General features: G+C 73.1%; 17 protein-coding genes. 8 read left to right on the top strand and 9 right to left on the bottom strand.

Annotated elements, in window-relative coordinates; translation table 11 throughout:
* The first annotated feature begins 67 nt into the window (after positions 1-67).
* Both AC07EG_RS07785 and AC07EG_RS07780 read left to right on the top strand, forming a co-directional pair.
* Positions 68-1,270 carry a PucR family transcriptional regulator gene (locus AC07EG_RS07785; RefSeq protein ID WP_478252247.1) on the top strand — a complete coding sequence of 401 codons (1,203 nt, stop codon included), beginning with the start codon at positions 68-70 and terminating at the stop codon, positions 1,268-1,270.
* A 78-nt stretch (positions 1,271-1,348) separates the two neighbouring features.
* Positions 1,349-2,911: an AMP-binding protein gene (locus AC07EG_RS07780; RefSeq protein WP_478252246.1), complete on the top strand. Its 1,563-nt coding sequence runs from the start codon at positions 1,349-1,351 to the stop codon at positions 2,909-2,911.
* On the opposite strand, the gene AC07EG_RS07775 is transcribed toward AC07EG_RS07780, so the two are convergent.
* Complete coding sequence (locus AC07EG_RS07775) at positions 2,890-3,807, bottom strand: glycoside hydrolase family 16 protein (protein WP_478252244.1); 918 nt, start codon at positions 3,805-3,807, stop codon at positions 2,890-2,892. The genes AC07EG_RS07780 and AC07EG_RS07775 overlap by 22 nt on opposite strands.
* Before the next feature lie 155 nt (positions 3,808-3,962).
* Positions 3,963-4,742 (bottom strand): DeoR/GlpR family DNA-binding transcription regulator, encoded by a 780-nt coding sequence (locus AC07EG_RS07770; RefSeq protein WP_478252243.1) that lies wholly within the window; start codon positions 4,740-4,742, stop codon positions 3,963-3,965.
* A gap of 232 nt (positions 4,743-4,974) precedes the next feature.
* On the opposite strand from AC07EG_RS07770, the gene AC07EG_RS07765 reads away from it, so the two are divergent.
* A complete protein-coding gene (locus AC07EG_RS07765; protein ID WP_478252242.1) occupies positions 4,975-7,590 on the top strand; it encodes an NPCBM/NEW2 domain-containing protein in 2,616 nt (871 codons plus the stop codon).
* Positions 7,591-7,921: 331 nt separating this feature from the next.
* On the opposite strand, the gene AC07EG_RS07760 is transcribed toward AC07EG_RS07765, so the two are convergent.
* A complete protein-coding gene (locus AC07EG_RS07760; RefSeq protein ID WP_478252241.1) occupies positions 7,922-9,265 on the bottom strand; it encodes a rhamnulokinase in 1,344 nt (447 codons plus the stop codon).
* Complete coding sequence (locus tag AC07EG_RS07755; RefSeq protein WP_478252240.1) at positions 9,265-11,298, bottom strand: bifunctional aldolase/short-chain dehydrogenase; 2,034 nt, start codon at positions 11,296-11,298, stop codon at positions 9,265-9,267. The genes AC07EG_RS07760 and AC07EG_RS07755 overlap by 1 nt, the downstream gene beginning before the upstream one ends.
* 80 nt (positions 11,299-11,378) lie before the next feature.
* On the opposite strand from AC07EG_RS07755, the gene AC07EG_RS07750 reads away from it, so the two are divergent.
* On the top strand, positions 11,379-12,404 hold the full coding sequence (locus AC07EG_RS07750) for a LacI family DNA-binding transcriptional regulator (RefSeq protein WP_478252239.1): 1,026 nt from the start codon (positions 11,379-11,381) through the stop codon (positions 12,402-12,404).
* Here AC07EG_RS07750 and AC07EG_RS07745 read toward each other — a convergent pair.
* Both AC07EG_RS07745 and AC07EG_RS07740 read right to left on the bottom strand, forming a co-directional pair.
* The gene (locus AC07EG_RS07745) at positions 12,341-12,688 is read right to left on the bottom strand and encodes a sporulation protein (protein WP_478252238.1); all 348 of its coding nucleotides are present in this window, start codon (positions 12,686-12,688) and stop codon (positions 12,341-12,343) included. The genes AC07EG_RS07750 and AC07EG_RS07745 overlap by 64 nt on opposite strands.
* Positions 12,685-13,185 (bottom strand): metallophosphoesterase family protein, encoded by a 501-nt coding sequence (locus AC07EG_RS07740; RefSeq protein ID WP_478252237.1) that lies wholly within the window; start codon positions 13,183-13,185, stop codon positions 12,685-12,687. The genes AC07EG_RS07745 and AC07EG_RS07740 overlap by 4 nt, the downstream gene beginning before the upstream one ends.
* A 30-nt stretch (positions 13,186-13,215) precedes the next feature.
* On the opposite strand from AC07EG_RS07740, the gene AC07EG_RS07735 reads away from it, so the two are divergent.
* The 3 genes from AC07EG_RS07735 (at position 13,216) to AC07EG_RS07725 (ending at position 15,044) form a co-directional block, all read left to right on the top strand.
* Complete coding sequence (locus AC07EG_RS07735) at positions 13,216-13,677, top strand: NUDIX hydrolase (protein WP_478252236.1); 462 nt, start codon at positions 13,216-13,218, stop codon at positions 13,675-13,677.
* Between the two features lie 28 nt (positions 13,678-13,705).
* The gene (locus AC07EG_RS07730; protein ID WP_478252235.1) at positions 13,706-14,521 is read left to right on the top strand and encodes an erythromycin esterase family protein; all 816 of its coding nucleotides are present in this window, start codon (positions 13,706-13,708) and stop codon (positions 14,519-14,521) included.
* A 61-nt stretch (positions 14,522-14,582) separates the two neighbouring features.
* Positions 14,583-15,044, top strand: coding sequence for an SRPBCC domain-containing protein (locus tag AC07EG_RS07725; protein WP_478252234.1), 462 nt, complete (start codon positions 14,583-14,585; stop codon positions 15,042-15,044).
* A gap of 4 nt (positions 15,045-15,048) precedes the next feature.
* Here the strand turns inward: AC07EG_RS07725 and AC07EG_RS07720 are convergent, their stop codons facing one another.
* Positions 15,049-15,321 (bottom strand): DUF3040 domain-containing protein, encoded by a 273-nt coding sequence (locus AC07EG_RS07720; RefSeq protein WP_478252233.1) that lies wholly within the window; start codon positions 15,319-15,321, stop codon positions 15,049-15,051.
* Positions 15,322-15,506: 185 nt separating this feature from the next.
* Between AC07EG_RS07720 and AC07EG_RS07715 the strand changes: the two genes are divergently transcribed.
* Positions 15,507-15,950 (top strand): DUF6292 family protein, encoded by a 444-nt coding sequence (locus tag AC07EG_RS07715; protein ID WP_478252232.1) that lies wholly within the window; start codon positions 15,507-15,509, stop codon positions 15,948-15,950.
* A gap of 66 nt (positions 15,951-16,016) precedes the next feature.
* Here AC07EG_RS07715 and AC07EG_RS07710 read toward each other — a convergent pair whose 3' ends face one another.
* Together AC07EG_RS07710 and AC07EG_RS07705 are read right to left on the bottom strand one after the other, a co-directional pair.
* Positions 16,017-17,138, bottom strand: coding sequence for a DNA alkylation repair protein (locus tag AC07EG_RS07710; RefSeq protein WP_478252231.1), 1,122 nt, complete (start codon positions 17,136-17,138; stop codon positions 16,017-16,019).
* A gap of 10 nt (positions 17,139-17,148) precedes the next feature.
* Positions 17,149-17,715 carry a peroxiredoxin-like family protein gene (locus AC07EG_RS07705; protein WP_478252230.1) on the bottom strand — a complete coding sequence of 189 codons (567 nt, stop codon included), beginning with the start codon at positions 17,713-17,715 and terminating at the stop codon, positions 17,149-17,151.
* Between the last annotated feature and the right edge of the window lie 40 nt (positions 17,716-17,755).

The raw sequence follows: 17,755 nt of genomic DNA, 5'->3' as shown, positions 1-17,755 counted from the left end.
ACCGGCGGCCGCGCCGGCCACCTGCCGCCCCGCATCCGGGCTATCCTGCGAGGTGCGGCAGGGAGGGGTGGGAACGACGAGCGCGCCCGAAGTCGAATCCATCGCGGAGACGGTGCACCACGCCATCGCCTCCCGGGTTTTCCCGCACCACTGCACCGGAACCGCCTTCGACACCGCCCTGAAGCGGTGCGTGCGCGGCAACATCGGCCTGCTCGCCGACGTGGCGGCCGGCCGGTTGCACCAGGAGGAACCGGAAATCGGGCACGCGCTGGCCTTCGCCGAGGAGGTGGCGGGCAAGGGCATCCCGTTCGAGGACCTCGAACGCGCCTACTGGGTGGGGCTGGAGCAGTTCTGGCACCGCTGGCTGGCCATCGTCGGCGAGGCGGCCGAACGCGGCGACGGCACGGTCACCGACCTGATCGGCAACCGCACCCCGGCCGTGTTCGGGTACGTCACCCGGGTGCTCGGCCTGGTCAGCGCCCGCTACGACGAGGTCGCCGGCGAACTGGTGCACACCGGCGAGCAACGCCGCCGCGCACTGGTCGAGGAACTGCTCGGCCCCGCGCCACCCGCCCACACCCAGTTCCTCGACAACGAACTCGGCTACCGCCTGCGGGCCTGCCACGTCGCCCTGCTGCTGCACGGCGACCGGGCGCAGGCGGAGCGGCGGCTGGGCAGGCTGCGTCACGAAACCGGCGCCCAGGCGGTCCTGCTGGTCCAGCGCTCCCCCCGGCTCTGGGCCTGCTGGCTCGGCTTTCCCGGCCGGGTGGAGCAGGCCACCATCCGGCTGCTGCGGGGGGCGGTGGAGCGGCACGGTGAACCGGTGGTGGCCGGTGGCCCGGCGCTCGGGATCGCCGGGTTCCGCCGGGCCCACGAAGAAGCCACCCGGGCGTTCGCGCTGCGCGAGGTGCTCGCCGACCCGGACGATTTCCTCTTCTACCCCGACGTTCGCCTCGAAGCGTTCCTGCTGGACGACCCCGCGGCGGCCCGCCGGTTCGTGGCCGAGGAACTCGGTGAGCTGGCCGAGGCGAACGAACGCGCCGACCGCATCCGTGAAACGCTGCTCGCCGCGCTGGCCAGCGGCTCGCAGGCGCGGGCGGCCGCCGAACTCGGCGTGCACGAGAACACCGTGCGGCTGCGCATCCGCACCGCCGTGGAACTGCTCGGCGACGCGCTGTCCGAACGCCGCACCGAACTGCTGGTCGCCCTGCGGCTGCGGCGGGCGCTCGGGCCGCAGCCGGGCGCCGGTTCCATGGACGCCGCCGGTTGAGCGGGTTGTGGGAAACCCAGTGCCGGGGTGTCCCCTTCCGACATTGGGTGGCGCCCGCGGCCGACCTAGGTTGGGAGCATGCACGCAGAGACCATCGGCGCACTGGTGGAAGGGGTGGGGCGGGCACACGGCCCGCGCACCGCGGTGGTCGCGGGGGAGCAGCGCATCACCTACCGCAGCCAGCTCGGCCGCATCCGGCGGGCCGGGCGCGCGCTGCTCGGCCTCGGCCTGCGCACCGGGGACCGGGTGGCCATCCTGATGCACGACCGCCCGGAACTGCTCGACGTCTACTACGGCGCGCTCTGGGCCGGACTGGCGGTGGTCCCGGTCGGCGCCCGCCTCGGCGCGGCCGACCACCAGTACATCCTCTGCGACTCCGGCGCGCTGGTCCTGGTCCACGACGCCACCCACGCGCGGCGGGTGCAGCAGATCCGCGGGGTGTCCGGGGTCGAGCACGTAGTTTCGGTCGACGACGACGCGGTGCTGCCCGGCGGGCACAGCTGGCGGTGGCTGTCCGCCCGCCAGCCGGACCACCCCGGCGCGCCGACGGTGTTCCCCACCGATCTCTACGGCATCTACTACACCGCGGGCACCACCGGGCAGCCCAAGGGCGTGGTGCACACCCACCGCACCGTGCTCGCCGCGTTGTTCAGCCAGCTCGCCGAACTCGGGCTCGCCGACGGCGACCGGTTCGCCCACGTGACCCCGCTTTCCCACGCCGCCGGGGCGTTCGTGCTGCCGGTGTGGTTGCGCGGCGGCACCAACGTGCTGGCCGGGCGGTCCGATCCGGAGCAGCTGGTGCACACCATCGCCCGCGAGCGGATCACCGCCACCCTGCTCTCCCCGGACCTGCTCGCCGGGCTGCTGGACGCCGCCCCGGCGGCGGGCACGGACCTGCTGTCGCTGACCACCGTGGTCTACAGCGGCGGGGCCTGCAGCGGTGGCCGGGCGGACCCGGAGCGGCTGGTCGCCGCGATGGAGCGGTTCGGCCCGGTTTTCGTGCAGTACTACGGGCTGACCGAGGTGCCGAACCAGGTGACCGTGCTGCGCAAGCGCGACCACGCCGAGGCGGTGGCCACCGGGCGCCTCGGCCCGCTGTCCTCCTGCGGCCGCCCCGTGGCCATCGCCGACGTCCGGATCGAGCACCCCGACGGCACGCGGGCCCGGCCGGGGGAGCGCGGCGAGGTGGTGGTCGGCGGGCCGCACGTGATGCCGCGGTACTGGAACCGCCACGCCGACACCCGGCGCGCGCTGCGCGGCGGGCGGCTGCACACCGGTGACACCGGGCACTTCGACGAGGACGGTTTCCTGCACCTGGCCGCCCGGCAGCGGGAAACCATCCGCTCGGCGGGCGTGACGGTGCACCCGAAGCAGGTCGAAGCCGGGCTGATCACCCATCCCGCGGTGCGCGACGCCTGCGTGTTCGGCGCGCCGGACGGCCACCGCGGTGAGGTGGTGCACGCGGTGGTGGTCACCGATCCGGGTGCCACGGTGGGCGCCGAGGAGCTGATCAGCTGGGTGGCCGAGCGGGGCGGCGAGGCGCTGGCACCCCGCCGCGTCGACTTCGTGGACGCCATCCCGCTCACCGACGGCGGCGGGCACGACCGCCCGCGGTTGCGTCAGCGGTCCACTGTGGACTGACCTCGGCAGGTGGCGGAGTCGGTGTGCGTGGTGCCGTTCGCGCGGAACCCGGCCACCCGCTGCTGCACCTCGGCCGGGGAGAGCACCTGGTTCGCCGCGTAGTGGACCCAGTCGTTCTGCGTCCGGTAGGTGCTGCGGCCGCCGGAGTGCGCGGCGTGGTCGATGAACCACTGCTGGAAGGCGAGCATCATCGGCGTTTCGGGGTAGACGTGCCCGTCGTGCGTGGCCACCAGCCGGTCGCCGGCGAAGTACCGCAGCACCCCGCCGGAGACCTGCACGGTCAGCGTCTGCCAGCCGGCGAACCCGGAACGGACCGCGGTGCTGCGGTTGTCCGCCACCCACGGGTCGGGCTGGTAGGTCTCCCAGCTGGTGAGGAACAGGGTCGAGCCGGGCTCGCCCCAGCCGCCGTTGGGCAGGTACTCGAAGTCCAGTTCGCCGTAGGCCGGGTCGTTCGGGAAGGCCAGCGGGGTGATGGTGAAGAAGGTCTGGACCAGGTGGTCGCCGTCGGCCCCGGCGACCGGCCCGTCGCTGAACCGCACGCGGGCGGAATAGGTGCCCTCGAAGAACTTCCGCTGGTGCATCACCTCGGCCTGGCTGGTGCCGCCGGTGGTGCCGTCGGTGTGCGCGGTCAGCTGCAGCACCCGCTGCCCGTCCACCACCGGGAAGCTCGCGTTCGCCGCCGACCAGCTGCCCACCCCCGGCCCGCCACCGCCGTTGCGCAGCTGCCAGCCGCGCTGGGCGAGCCGCGGATCGGTGTGGGAGTCGTAGGCGAAGTCGTCGAAGAGCACCCCGGAGCAGGCGGCGGCCGGTGCGGCGGGTTCGGCGGTGACGGTGCTGACGGTGGTGGCCGGGGCGGCCAGCGCGAGGGTGAGGGCCACGAGAATTCGGCGGTTCATTTCCACGCCCTTCGGTTAACGGGGACTGGGGGAAAACGTGCCGGAGAATTGTGGCGGTGATTCGTCCGGACTCCCATTAACCCGCGTCCGCACCCGCGATCGCAAGGGCGGGCGGCACCGGTGTCCGGAGTTGATCGTTTGCGGACGGGAAACGGTCAGCTGTTCGAGCAGGTGGTGGCCAGCACCACCGCCGCGCCCGCCGCGCGCAGGCCGTCGAGTTCGGCCGGATCGGCGGCGTCGTCGGTGATCAGCCGGTCGATGCCGGTGGGCGGGATGGTCTGGACCATGGCGTCGGCGCCGATCTTGGTCGAGTCGGCGAGCACCACCACCTGCTCCGCGGCGGCCGCCAGCGCCCGGTCGGCCCCGGCCACCGCCGGGTTCGGTGTGGACAGGCCGCGTGCGGCGGTCAGGCCGTTGCCGGAGAGGAAGGCGTGGCGCACCCGCAGCTGGGCCAGTCCCGCCTCGGCGGCGCTGCCCACCGTGGCGAAGATCGACGCCCGCAGCGTGCCGCCGGGCATGAGCACCTCGACCCCGGGTGCCTGCGCGATGATCTGCGCCACGAGCAGGGAGTTCGTCACCACGGTCAGCTCGCCGGTGCGGACCAGGCGCCGCGCCAGCGCCTGCGTGGTGGTGCCGGGGCCCAGCGCCACCGAGTCGCCGGGGGAGACCAGGCCGGCGGCCAGCGCGGCGATCGCGTCCTTCTGCGCGCCCGCCACCTTCGCCTTCTCCGTGCAGCTCGGCTCGTAGGAGGTGCGGTTGGTGGCCACCGCGCCGCCGTGCCGCCGCGCGAGCAGCCCCTCGGCGGCCAGCTGCCGCAGATCGCGGCGCACGGTGACCTCGCTGGTCTGCACGATGCGGGCGAGCTCGCGCAGGGAGACGGCTCCGTTCGAGCGGACGAGTTCGACGATGACCTGGCGGCGTTCGGCGGCGAACATGGCCGCACGCTAACCGAGACAAAAGCGGATTCCTAGCGCCGAACCGAGGCCATCGGTGAATGGCGATTACCTCCGGTGTTCGACACCGGCACCGAACGGAGCATTGCGCTTCTGCTATCCATGGGGTTTGCTGCTGATCGTCTCGTTGTGGCAGCGCTCCCGACGACCCGCTGTTGACAACGTTGACATCAATTGCCGGTTTATCGCGCCCGCCGTGCTTAGGAGTGCTCCGATGACGTGGCCAGGCCGGACTTCCGCCGCTGTTCTGCTCTCACTGGCGGTGGCGCTTTCGCTCGCCGTGGTACCTGCTGCGTCCGCTTCCGCGGTGGCGAGCTGGACCGTCACCGGGCCGTCGTCCCGGTCGCCGCTGTCCGCGCAGCTCACCCTGGACGCGGGCGAGCTGACCTTCTCGGCGGCCCGCGCGGGCCGCACCGTGCTGGCACCCGCGCCGGTCGGGCTGCGCACCGAGCACGCCGATCTCAGCCGGGACCTGCGGGTGCTCGGGCAGCGGCAGCGCATCGTCGCCGAGCGGTACACGATGACCACCGGCAAGCGGCTCACGCGGGCCGTCCGCGCGCGGGAGGCGCGGTTCCAGCTGGCCGCCGGGGACGCGCGGTTCGAACTGGTGGTGCGGGTCTCCGACGACGGCGTGGCCTACCGCTACCTGCTGCCGGAGGAGGGCGTGGTCACCGGGGAGGTCTCGGCGTACACCCTGGCCCCGGACGCCACGGCCTGGCTGCTGCCCTACAACGCCTGGTACGAGAACCAGCGGGTGGAGACCACCGCGGCCGGTGCCGCCGCGGGCGAGTTCGGCCACCCGTCGCTGTTCCGCACCGGCGAGGACTACGTGCTGCTGACCGAGTCCGATGTGGACGGCGGGTACGCGGGGAGCAGGCTGGTGCACCAGGCCGGTTCGCCCACGTACGCGGTGGAACTGGCCGACGAGCGGGTCACCGCGCGGCGGACGCCGTGGCGGACGGCCATCATCGGCGACCTGGCCGCGGTCACCGAATCCACCCTGGTCGACGACCTGGCCGAACCGTCGAAGCTGGCGGACACCTCGTGGGTCCGGCCGGGCAAGGTGGCCTGGTCGTGGCTGAGCGAGCACCAGAGCCCGCGGGACTTCGACCGGCAGAAGGTCTACGTGGACTTCGCCGCCCGCAACGGCTGGCCCTACGTGCTGGTCGACGAGGGGTGGAGCGAGGACTGGGTGCCGGAGCTGACCCGGTACGCCCGCGCCCGCGGGGTCGAGGTGCTGCTGTGGTTCCACTGGCAGGCGCTGGACACCCCGGCCGAACGCGCGGAAACCCTGCCGAAGGTCAAGGGCTGGGGCGTCAAGGGCGTCAAGGTGGACTTCATGGAGTCGGACTCGCAGGCGCGGTACCGGTGGTACGACCAGCTCCTGGCGGAGACCGCGGCGCTGGAGCTGATGGTCAACTTCCACGGTTCGACCATTCCGCACGGGCTGGCGCGGACGTGGCCGCACGTGATGACCATGGAGGCGGTCCACGGGCAGGAGCAGTTGCCGCAGCCGGCGAACAACCCGGTGCACCCGTTCACCCGCAACGTGGTCGGTTCGATGGACTTCACCCCGGTGGCGCTGGAGGTCGGCCCGCGCACCTCCAGCGTGGCGCACGAGGTGGCGCTGCCGGTGCTCTACGAATCGGGGTGGCAGCACTTCGCGGACAAGCCGGAGGCCTACGACCGGCACCCGAACGCGCTGCGGTTCCTCAACCAGGTGCCGACGGTGTGGGACGAGACGCGGTACCTGGGCGGGCAGCCCGGTGACGAGGCGGCGCTGGCCAGGCGGCACGGGGACCGGTGGTTCGTCGGCGCGATCACCGCGGGCCCGGCGCGGTCGGTGGAGGTCCCGCTGAACTTCCTCGGCGACGGCGAGTGGCTGGTCGAGGTGGTGCGTGACGCACCGGGTTCACCGCGGTCCGATGTGCTGCGGGAGAGCCGCGTGGTGCGGGCGGCCGACGCGCTTTCCCACGACGTCCCGGCGAACGGCGGTTTCGCCGCGGTGGTCTGCCCGGCGGCGCGCTCGACCTGTGACGAGCCGATCCAGCACGTCCCGGGGACGACACTGGCGATCGACCCGGCCGACGCCGGTGACCGGGTGCCGGGTTCGACGTTCGAGATCAGCGCGGAGTTCACCGCGGACCGCGCGGTGCGGGACGTGGTGCTGGCGCCGGTGGTGCCGCAGGGGTGGACCCTGGCGGGGGAGCCGGTGCGGGACGGCGATTTCGTGCCGGGCGAGGTGCTGCGCGGCAAGTGGGCGGTGACGGTCGGGCCGGGGTCCGGGAAGCACGAGGTCCCGGTCGCGGCGGACTTCGCGGACCCATCGCTGGACGTGCCGGGCGTGCACGTGGCGCGAGCGGTGACGGTTTTTGTGCCGCCGCCGGTCCCGGGTGACGGGGCGCACGTGAGCGACCTGCCGTTCGTCTCGGCGAGCAACGGGTGGGGCCCGGTGGAGCGGGACCGTTCGGTCGGCGACCAGGCCGCGGGGGACGGGAATCCGCTGCGGGTCGGCGGTGTGGCGTATGGGAAGGGCCTCGGCACGCACGCCCCGAGCGAGGTGACCGTCTACTTGGGACGGGGTTGCGCGGAGTTCACCGCTTCGGTGGGGTTGGACGACGAGACCACGGAACCGGGTTCGGCTGCTTTCCAGGTGCTGGGTGATGGGGTGCTGCTCGCCGGGACCGCGGTGGTGCGGGGCGGTTCCCCGGCGGTGGCTTTGCGCGCTGATGTGCGGGGTGTGCGGATGCTCGTCCTGCGGACGACGGATGGCGGGGACGGGAAGAACCACGACCACACGGACTGGCTGGAGCCCCGCCTGACTTGCTGACGGTTTTCGGTAGTGGCCGGGTTGCCCTGTGGCCGGGGAGGGCGGTTCGATTGCCGGGGTGCTGCTCACCGAGACTGGGTGGTTGGCCGGTAGGGGCCGATTGCCTTGTGGCGAGGGAATCAGCGGTTCGGCCGGCGGGGTACTGCCTGCGCCGAAATGCGAAGGTGATTCCCCGGGCGGTGGCTTCGCGTGCTGATGCGTGGGATGTGCGGATGCTCGTGGCGGGGGAGCGGTCGGGTTGGCCGGCGAGGCCCTGCTTGCCGGGACTGGTTCCCCGGCCGTGGCTTCGCGTGCTCGGAGCCCGCCCGACTTGCTGACGCCCTGAAACGATTCATTCCGGGGGGTGGGTCGTGCGCAGCAACTGGCGCAGGTCACGGAGGGAGCCGCTGAGCACACCGGCGGCTCGGGCCTGGACGAGCAGGTTGCCCACGGCGGTGGCTTCGGCCGGACCGGCGTGCACCGGCAGGCCGCACGCTTCGGCGGTGAGGTGGCGGAGCAGGGTGTTGTGCGCCCCGCCGCCCACCAGGTGGATGGCTTCGACCGGGCGTCCGGAGAGGCGCACGGCGTCGGCGACGGCGTCGCGGTAGGACAGCGCCAGGCTGTCCAGGACGCACCGGGCCAGTTCGCCGGGGTCGCGGGGTTCCGGTTGCCCAGCCGAAAGACAAGCTTCCCGGATGCGGGCGGCCATCCCGCCCGGCGGCAGGAAGCGCGGGTCGGCCGCATCGACGACGCTGCGTCCCCCGGGAGCCCTGGCCGCCGCTTCGAGCAGGGGACCCAGCGCCAGCCCGAGGTCCCGCTGCACCTCCTGCAGCAGCCACAGGCCCATCACGTTCCGCAGGAACCGGATCTTGCCGTCCACCCCCCGCTCGTTGGTGAAGTTCGCCGCCCTGGCCGCCTCGGTGAGCACCGGCTCGTCCAGTTCCACCCCGACCAGCGACCACGTCCCGCACGAGATGTAGGCGAAGCGCTCGTGTGCGGCGGGCACGGCGACCACCGCCGACGCGGTGTCGTGCGAGCCGACGGTGTACACCGGGCAGCCCTCGTGGTGCCCGGCCGGTGTGCCCGGGTCACGCAGGGGCGGGAACAGGTCCCGCCGCAGGCCCAGTTCGTCGAACAGCTCGGCGCACCACTCGCCGGTGTGCGGGTCGAGCAGGCCGGTGGTGGAGGCGTTCGTCCGCTCCGTGCCCTTCTCCCCGGTGAGCCAGTAGCACAGCAGGTCGGGCACCAGCAGGACCTCGTGCACCGGCGCCAGGTCCGCCGCCGCCAGCTGGTAGACGGTGTTGAACGGCTGGAACTGGATGCCCGTCCTGGCGTACAACCGCGACGGCGGCACCACGGCGTGCACCCGCTCGACGCCCCGGGAAGTCCGCGGATCCCGGTGGTGCGCCGGATCCGCGAGCAGCGCACCCGAGGCGTCGAGCAGGCCGTGGTCCACCGCCCAGGAGTCGACGCCGATGCCGTCCAGCGCCCCGTGCCGCGCCACCGCCGCGCGCAGGCCGTCGGTGACCCCCCGGTACAGGGTGCGGATGTCCCAGCGCAGCACCCCGTCCCCGGTCACCGGCTCGTTCGGGAACCGGTGCACCTCGGCCAGTTCCAGCGTGCCCGCCCCGAACCGCCCGGTCACCACGCGCCCGCTGGAGGCGCCGAGGTCGACCGCCGCGAAGACCGCGGCCATCAGCGGAGGAACGCCGCGGCGACCCCGGCGTCCACCGGCACGTGCAGGCCGGTGGTGTGCCCGAGTTCACCCGCGGTGAGCACGAACACCGCACCGGCCACGTGCTCCGGCAGCACTTCGCGCTTGAGCAGCGTCCGCTGGGCGTAGAAGGCGCCGAGGTCCTCCTCCGCCACGCCGTAGACCGCCGCCCGCTGCGCGCCCCAGCCACCGGCGAAGATGCCCGAACCCCGCACCACCCCGTCCGGGTTCACCCCGTTGACCCGGATGCCGTGCGCCCCCAGTTCGGCGGCGAGCAACCGCACCTGGTGGGCTTGGTCCGCCTTGGCCGCCCCGTAGGCCACGTTGCTCGGCCCGGCGAACACCGAGTTCTTGCTGACGATGTAGACCAGGTCGCCGCCGAGGCCCTGCGCGATCATCTGCCGCGCCGCCTCGCGCGAGACCAGGAACGAGCCGCGGGCCATCACGTCGTGCTGGCGGTCCCAGTCGGCCGCGCTGGTTTCCAGCAGCGGCTTCGACACGGACAGCCCGGCGTTGTTCACCACCAGGTCCACCCCGCCGAAGGCGAGCGCGGCGGCGGCGAAGGCGGCGGCGATCCCGTCCTCGTCGGTGACGTCGGCTTCCACCGCGACGGCGGTGTCGGGGCCGAGGTCCGCGGCGACCTCGTGAGCCGAGCCGGCGTCCCGGTCGGCGACGACCACGCACGCGCCCTCGGCCGCCAGCCGCCGCGCGGTCGCCTTGCCGATGCCGGAACCGCCGCCGGTGACCAGGGCGACCCGGCCCGCCAGCGGTCCGGGTGCCGGGCGCCGCCGGAGCTTGGCTTCCTCCAGCGACCAGTACTCGATGCGGAACTTCTCGCTTTCCGGGATCGGCGCGTAGGCCGACACCGCTTCCGCCCCGCGCATCACGTTGATCGCGTTGACGTAGAACTCACCCGCCACGCGCGCGGTCTGCGCGTCGGCCCCGAAGGAGAACATGCCCACGCCGGGCACCAGCACGATCGCCGGATCGGCACCGCGCATGGCGGGGGAGCCCGGCTCGGCGTGCCGTTCGTAGTAGGCGCGGTAGTCCGCGCGGTACTGCTCGTGCAGCTCCCGCAGCCGCGTGATCGTCTCGTCCAGCGGCGCCGTCGGCGGCAGGTCGAGCACCATCGGGCGGACCTTGGTGCGCAGGAAGTGGTCCGGGCAGGAGGTGCCGAGCGCGGCCAGGCGCGGGTGCTCCGCCCCGGCGAGGAAGTCGAGCACCACCGCGGAGTCGGTGAAGTGCCCGAGCTGGCGGCGATCGGTGGAGGCGAGCCCGCGCAGCACCGGGGCCAGCGCGGCGGCCCGCGCCCGCCGCTCGTTCTCGGGCAGCGGTTCGCTGGCGGCGACACGGGCGCCGAACGGTTCCGGGCGGCCGTGCTCGGCCAGGAAGGCCGCCGCCGTGCGGATGATCTCCAGCGAGCGCGACTCGCACTCCTGCGAAGTGTCACCCCACGCGGTGATGCCGTGCCCGCCGAGGATGCACCCGATGGCCTGCGGATTGGCCGCTTTGCTCGCCGCGATGTCCAGGCCCAGCTGGAAACCCGGGCGCCGCCACGGCACCCACACCACCCGGTCGCCGAAGCAGCGCCGGGTGAGTTCCTCCCCGTCGGCGGCGGTGGCCAGCGCGATCCCGGAGTCGGGGTGCAGGTGGTCCACGTGCGCGGAGTCGACCAGGCCGTGCATCGCGGTGTCGATGGACGGGGCCGCGCCGCCACGCCCGTGCAGGCAGTAGTCGAACGCGGCGACCATCTCGTCCTCCCGGTCGGGGCCGGGGTAGACGCGGGTCAGCCCGCGCAGCCGGTCGAGCCGCAGCACCGCCAGCCCGGGCTCGGTGAGCGTGCCGAGGTCACCACCGGATCCCTTGACCCACAACAGTTCCACCTCGTCGCCGGAGGCGGGGTCGGTGGCCACGCCCTTGGCCGAGGTGTTGCCGCCGGCGTAGTTGGTGTTGGCCGGGTCCGCACCCAGCCGGTGGGACCGCCGCAGCAGCCGATCGACGGTTTCCTGGCTCATCACGTCTCCCAGTGGAGTCGGCCGGGTAGCGTTGAAACGTTTCATCCGCATGTTAGGGTTCGGTGTGACGGAGAGCAAGTATGGTCGGCATTAAGGACGTGGCCCGGATCGCCGGGGTGTCCATCGGCACGGTGTCCAACGTGGTCAACCGGCCGCACGTGGTTTCGGCCGCGACCAGGTCCCGGGTGCTCTCGGTGATCCAGGAGCTGGGGTACGTCCGCGACGAGTCCGCCAGGCAGCTGCGGGCCGGTCGCAGCCGCACGCTCGCGGTGCTGGTGCTCGACCTGGGCAACCCGTTCTTCGTGGACGTGGCGCAGGGCGCCGAGCAGGCGGCGCAGGAACAGGGCCTGAACGTGATCACCTGCAACAGCGGCCAGCGGGTCGACCGCGAGGCCGCGCACCTGGCCATGCTCGCCGAGCAGCGGGTGCGCGGGGTGCTGCTCAGCCCGGTCGGCTCGGCGGGCGAGAGCCTGGAGAGCTTCCGCCGCAGCGGCATCCCGTACGTGTTCGTCGACCGCAAGGTGCCCGATTCCGACGCCTGTTCGGTTTCGGTGGACGACGTCGCCGGGGGCGCGCTGGCGGCCAGGCACCTGATCGAGGCCGGGCACACGCACCTCGCCTTCGTCAACGGGCCGCAGTTGCTGGCGCAGTGCCGCGACCGCGAGGCCGGTGCCCGTGCCGCCCTGGCCGGCGCGCCCGCGCCCGGCCGCACGTTCACCGTGCTGGAGTCCGAGGCGCTGGACGTGGCGTCCGGGCGGGACGCCGGGGCACGCGTGCTCGGCATCAGCCCGCGGCCAACGGCGGTGTTCTGCGCCAACGACCTGCTCGCGCTCGGCGTGCTCCAGGCGATGGTGGCGGCCGGGGTGCGCGTGCCGGAGGAGATGGCCATCGTCGGCTACGACGACATCGAGTTCGCCGCGGCGGCCGCGGTGCCGCTGACCTCGGTCCGCCAGCCCGCCACCCGGCTCGGCCGGACCGCCGCCGAACTGATCATCGCCGAGACCGGCACGGCGCCGGAGGAGCACGAGCACCAGACCGTGGTCTACACCCCGGAACTGGTGGTGCGCGATTCCACCCGGGTGCGCCGCGACCGGGTCAGCAGGTAGGTCACCGCGACCGCGGCGGTGGCGGTGACCAGGCGGTTGACGTCGAGCGCCGGCACCCAGCGGACCCGGCCGCCCCGGAGTTCGTAGGCGCCGGTCGGGCGGGCGATCAGGCCGAAGCCCGCGCCGTGGGCCTGGTGCCCGTCGAGGTGGTCGCCGCCGCCACCGCCACCCCAGACGGTGGCGGCCGGGATGACCACGGCGCCGTCCTTCTCGCACGGCTCGCCGTAGACCCGCTTGACGGACAGGGAGTTCCAGGCCGAGCCGATCAACTCGGGAATTCTCATGACGCTCCCAGCTCGTGCAGCTCGACCTCGGTCAGTTCGCCGCCCTCGACGACCGCGGTCAGGTAGGTGTGGTGCGGCTGGCGGCGCCGGTCGGTGGGGGAACCGGGGTTGAGCAGGCGCAGCCCGGTGCCGGTCTCGGTGTCCCACGGGATGTGGCTGTGCCCGAACACCAGCACGTCGGTGCCGGGGTACGCCTTGGCGCACCGGGCTTCGCGGCCCTTCGCGGCACCGGTTTCGTGCACCACGGCCAGCCGCAGGCCGTCCAGGTCGGCGCGGGCCACCTCGGGCAGCCGGGCCCGCAGTTCGGGCCCGTCGTTGTTGCCGTAGACCCCGATCAGCCGCTTCGACCGCTGTTCCAGCTCGTCGAGCAGGGCCACTTCGACCCAGTCACCGGCGTGCACCACCACGTCGGCGGCCTCGGCCCGCGACCACACCTCGGCGGGCAGGTCGCGGGCGCGTTTGGGCACGTGCGTGTCGGCGATGATCAGCAGGCGCATGCTTGGCACCTTAGGGGCAGAATGACCGCCATGGCGGCCAAACGCAGCGCCGGGCTGCTCCTGCACCGCGGGGGACCGGCGCACACCGAGGTATTGCTGGGGCACATGGGCGGCCCGTTCTGGGCCCGCAAGGACGAAGCCGCCTGGTCGGTGCCGAAGGGCGAGTACGAGCCGGACGAGGAACCCCTGGCCGCCGCCCGCCGCGAATTCGGGGAGGAACTGGGCCTGCCGGTGCCCGCCGGGGAGCCGGTCGGACTGGGGGAGGTGCGCCAGTCGGGCAAGGTGGTCACGGTCTTCGCGCTCGAAGCCGACCTCGACCCGTCGCTGGCCGTGCCCGGCACCTTCGAGATGGAGTGGCCGCCGCGCTCGGGCCGGTTGCAGGAGTTCCCCGAGATGGACCGGTTCGAGTGGTTCGACCTGGCCGAAGCCGAGTGGAAGCTGGTCAAGGGGCAGCGGCCGTTCCTCGGCAGGCTGGCCGAGCGGTTGACCTGAACCTTTGTTCAAGTTCTAGCGTCGCGGCATGACCGACTGGCTGGACGAAGTGATCAGCGACGGACTGGACGGCCTTGGCGCCCGGGCCGCGGGCGCGGACATCGTGGCGCTGGGCGTGTCCTGCCGCGCCGCCCATGAAGTGTCCGCAATGGCCGGCGAGATGCTGCGGTACCTGGTGCGCGAGCACGGCTTCCGCGCGCTGGCGCTCGAAGGCGACGACGTGGCGAGTGCGCTGCTCGACGAGTACGTGGTGACCGGCCACGGTGATCCGCGGGAGATCCTCGCCGCGGCGAGGCCGTTCCTGCGGGCCGAAGAGGTCCTCGGCGCCATCCGGTGGCTGCGGTCCCGCAACGAGCGGAATCCCGGTGATCCGGTGCGCGTGGTGCACCCCGAGCAGGTCCCGGAGCTGCCCGGGACCAGGGCCGGGATCGAGCGGGTGCTCGCCGACGGGATTTCGCGGTGGCGCGACCGGAACCCGGCGAAGCTGGTGTACTGGGGCGGCATCGCGCACACCGCCCCGGACGGCGTGCCGACCATGGGCAGCCTGCTGCGCGAGCGGTTCTCCTACCTTTCGACCGGGCTGACCTTCCACCACGGGGACCCGCTGGACTGGCTGCCGGTGCCGCCGCCGGACTTCCTGGAAGCCACCCTGGACACCGCGAAGGCGGACACCTTCCTGCTCGACCTGCGTGACGCGCCGCCGTCCTTGGCCAACGCCCCCGCCAGGACCAGGCTGGTCGGCCCGCGCTACCCGGCCGACGGCCACCTCGACGGCACCCCCGCGGGCTGGTTCGACCTGATCCGGCACACCCGCGTGGTGACCCCCGCGCATTCGTTCGGCTGAGGTGTCGGTCTCCGCCGGGGCCGTTCGTCGAGGGGGGTGAGGCAACGGAAGGAGCAGGACCATGGCGGAATTCGAGAACGGGTGGCTGCGCCTGGAGCGCCGGTACCCCCACGGCGTCGCCCGGGTGTGGCGGGCGCTGACCGAGGAGGCGGAGCTGTCCGGGTGGACCCCGTGGCGGGTGCGGGGAGCAGCCGTGCCGGGCGGGGAACTGCTGCTGGCGTTCGGGAAGGAGAAGCCGGAGCGGGGACGGGTGCTGGAGGTCGAACCGGAACGCCGGGTGAGCTGGCGGGCCTACGGCGAGGTGATGGAGTGGGAGCTGCGTGAGGACGGTGACGGCTGCCTGCTCCGCTTCGCCATGACCGTGGACGACCTGGACCACGTGCCGCAGAGCGCCGCCGGGTTCCACATCTCCATGGACAACCTCGCGAAGCTGCTCAGCGGGCAGCCGGTGGTCAAGGCGGGCAGCCCGCCGAAGGAGCCGCGGTTCCCGGAACTGGTGCGGTACTACACCGCCGAGTTGTGACGACTCAGAGGTCGGCGGGCAGGTGGCGGGCGAGGTGCAGGCCGACGCCGACGACCAGGGCCAGCATGCCGGTCAGCACGAGCGTGGCGTTGGCGGTGAGCACCGCCAGGGTGAGCAGCAGCCCGGCGACCACGTCCACGCAGATCGGGAGGGTGCGGCCGATGCGGAACCGGCGGGGGGTGCCGATGCGGCGGAAGGAGGCGGCGAGGGCCGGTTCGGCGGCCTCGAACCACTCTTCGATCTTCTTCAGCTGCTCCCGGTCGTGGTGGCTCAGCATGGGTTACCAGCCCTTCGCGCGGTGCCGATACCGCCGGGTACCCGGAAGTGGCGAACGTTACACCTCGGACCGGGTGATCGGCGGCGGAAAATCCGGATACCAGGTGTGATTACGCACTGCACGGGGTAAACGGGCGTACCGCCACAGAGTTAACCGCCGGTCCCGCCGACGAAAGGCATCGTCCCGTGAGCAGCCTGATCGACTCAGACGTCGAATACCGGTTCAACCGCGGCCTCCGCGGCTACCTCGAAGCCGTCACCTCGGCGCTGGGGATCGGCCTGGAGTCCTGCACCGTCGACCTGGACACCCCGGTCTCGGCCTACATCGCCATCGACTGGCGGTTCGGCCGGTTCCCCGGGCGGGACGTCGCGCTGCTGTGGGACGAGCAGCACGGCTGGGCCGCGGCGATCGAGGCGTCCTGCGGGGAGGACGTGATCGTGCTGGCCTACCTCGGCGGCGACGACGTGCTGCCGGACCCGCGGGCCGTGGTGCGCTTCCTCGCCGCCCTGCGCGCCGACGACCACTCGCTGGGGCAGCCGGACCCGCCGCACATCCGGCTGCCCGGGCGCCACGACGAACTCCTGGACCGGATGCTGGGCCTGGACACGACCGACGGGGCCGTGGTCTAGCGAGTGTCCCGCGGAGCTCCGCCGGGGATGCGGTGGTCAGCAGCGCCGGGTCTTCGACAGCGCTGACTAACGACCCCGATCGCCAACGGGAGGGCTCGTCGCGGCGAGCAGTTCGAACGGCAGCCTGCCGAACGGCACGCCGTTGATCTGCAGTTCCAGCGCGTGTTCGCCGGGGTGGTAGACGCGGGTGGAGATCGGCTTGAACGAGTGCCGCCGCTCGATCGTCGCCGCGCCACCGGCGGGCAGGGTGCGGGTGGTCAGCTTGAACACCTTCGGGGACAGGCTGCCGTTGGCCTTGCGGTGGTGCACCACGTAGTCGATGGCCAGGCTCAGCGGTTCGGTGCCCTGGTTCAGCACGGTGAAGTCGAACGCCAGGTGGCCGCCGACGGCCACCTCGGCGGCCGGGACCCGCGGCCCGTCCACCGCCAGCCCGGCAGGCGGGCCGAAGCCGAGCAGTTCCAGCGCGGCCGGGTCGCCCTGCTTGACCAGGGTGCGCAGGCCGTGCCGGACCAGCCGGCGGGTGTGCTCGCCACCGCCTGCCAGCCAGCGGGCCGCGGTCCGCACGCACAGTTCCGGGTCGAGCCTGCTGATGTCGTTGAGGTGGTTGGCCACCGAACGCCGGACGTACTCCGACTCGTCGCGGTGCAGGGCGTCGAGCACCGGCAGCGCCGCCGCCGGCCGCCGCGTGATCGCCCTGACCCGCCGGGCCCACGGCAGCCGCGGGCGGGTGCCCTCGCTGGCGAGCCTGCGCACGTGCTCGTTCTCGTGCTTCGCCCAGGAGAGCGCCACCGCCAGCGCCCGGTCCAGGTCGGTGTCCAGGAAGGACCGGATGGCGAACTCCGCGGTGAGCAGCGGGGTGAGCGCGGCCAGCAGGCCGAGCCCGGCGTCGAAGTGCTCCGGCAGCGCCCGCACCGCCACCGCTTCGGTGACCGGCCAGACCATCCAGCCGGTGAACCGCGGATCGGCCAGCGCGGCGCGGACGACGGCTTCGAACTCCGGGTAGTCGGCGGGCAGCCCGGCGAGCACCGCGTCCCGGACGAACCGGCCGCGTTCGCCGAAGCTCATCCCCGGTACCGCGCCCGGGGCGGCACGCAACGCCGAAAGGTCCAGTCCGGGAGCGGCTTTCCCGAGGCAGCGGGCCAGTTCGGCGACGGCGGTGGTACTCAGCATCTCTTCAGCGGTGGGCACGGCGCACACGTTAGCCGCGGGGTACGTCAGTTCCGGCGCGGGCGAGCGCCAGGATCTCGTCCACGCTCCACTGGTCGTAGACGTGCTCCCCGTACTTCGCCGCGAGCACGGTGCCGTCCCCGCCGATCAGGAAGTCCGCGGGCAGCCCGAGCCTGCCGTGTTCCTGCTTCGGGGCGGGCAGCCGGTCGCGCCGGAGCAGCCCGGCCGCCACGCCGCGCAGCACCGGCCGCCACGCCCGCGGGTCGAGCAGGGCCCGCGGGCCCGACTCCACGCCGAACTCGCGGTAGAGCCGCTTGCCCGGATCGGCGACCACGGCGAACGGGAGGTCCGCGGTGTGCTCCCGCAGTTCGGCCTCGGGGGAGTGGAAGACGGCCACCTCCAGCACCCCGGCCGCGCTCAGTTCGGCGTGCCGCCGGGTCACCGAGCGCAGGTGCACGTTGCACACCGGGCAGCCGGCGAACCGCCGGAACTGCAGGTGCACCAGCCGCCCCCGCAGCGGAACGGCCACCGGCTCCCCGTCCACCACGTCGATCTCGCGTGGTTCGAGCACCGTGCCCGGCTGGATCCGCCTGGTCATGCTTCCTCCTGGATTCGTAAGCGTGCGGTGTACGCCTACG

It is taken from the genome of Amycolatopsis sp. NPDC045836 (assembly GCF_056431745.1).
The sequence above is the reverse complement of the archived record's forward strand: the minus strand, read 5'-3'. Positions and strand labels throughout refer to the sequence as shown.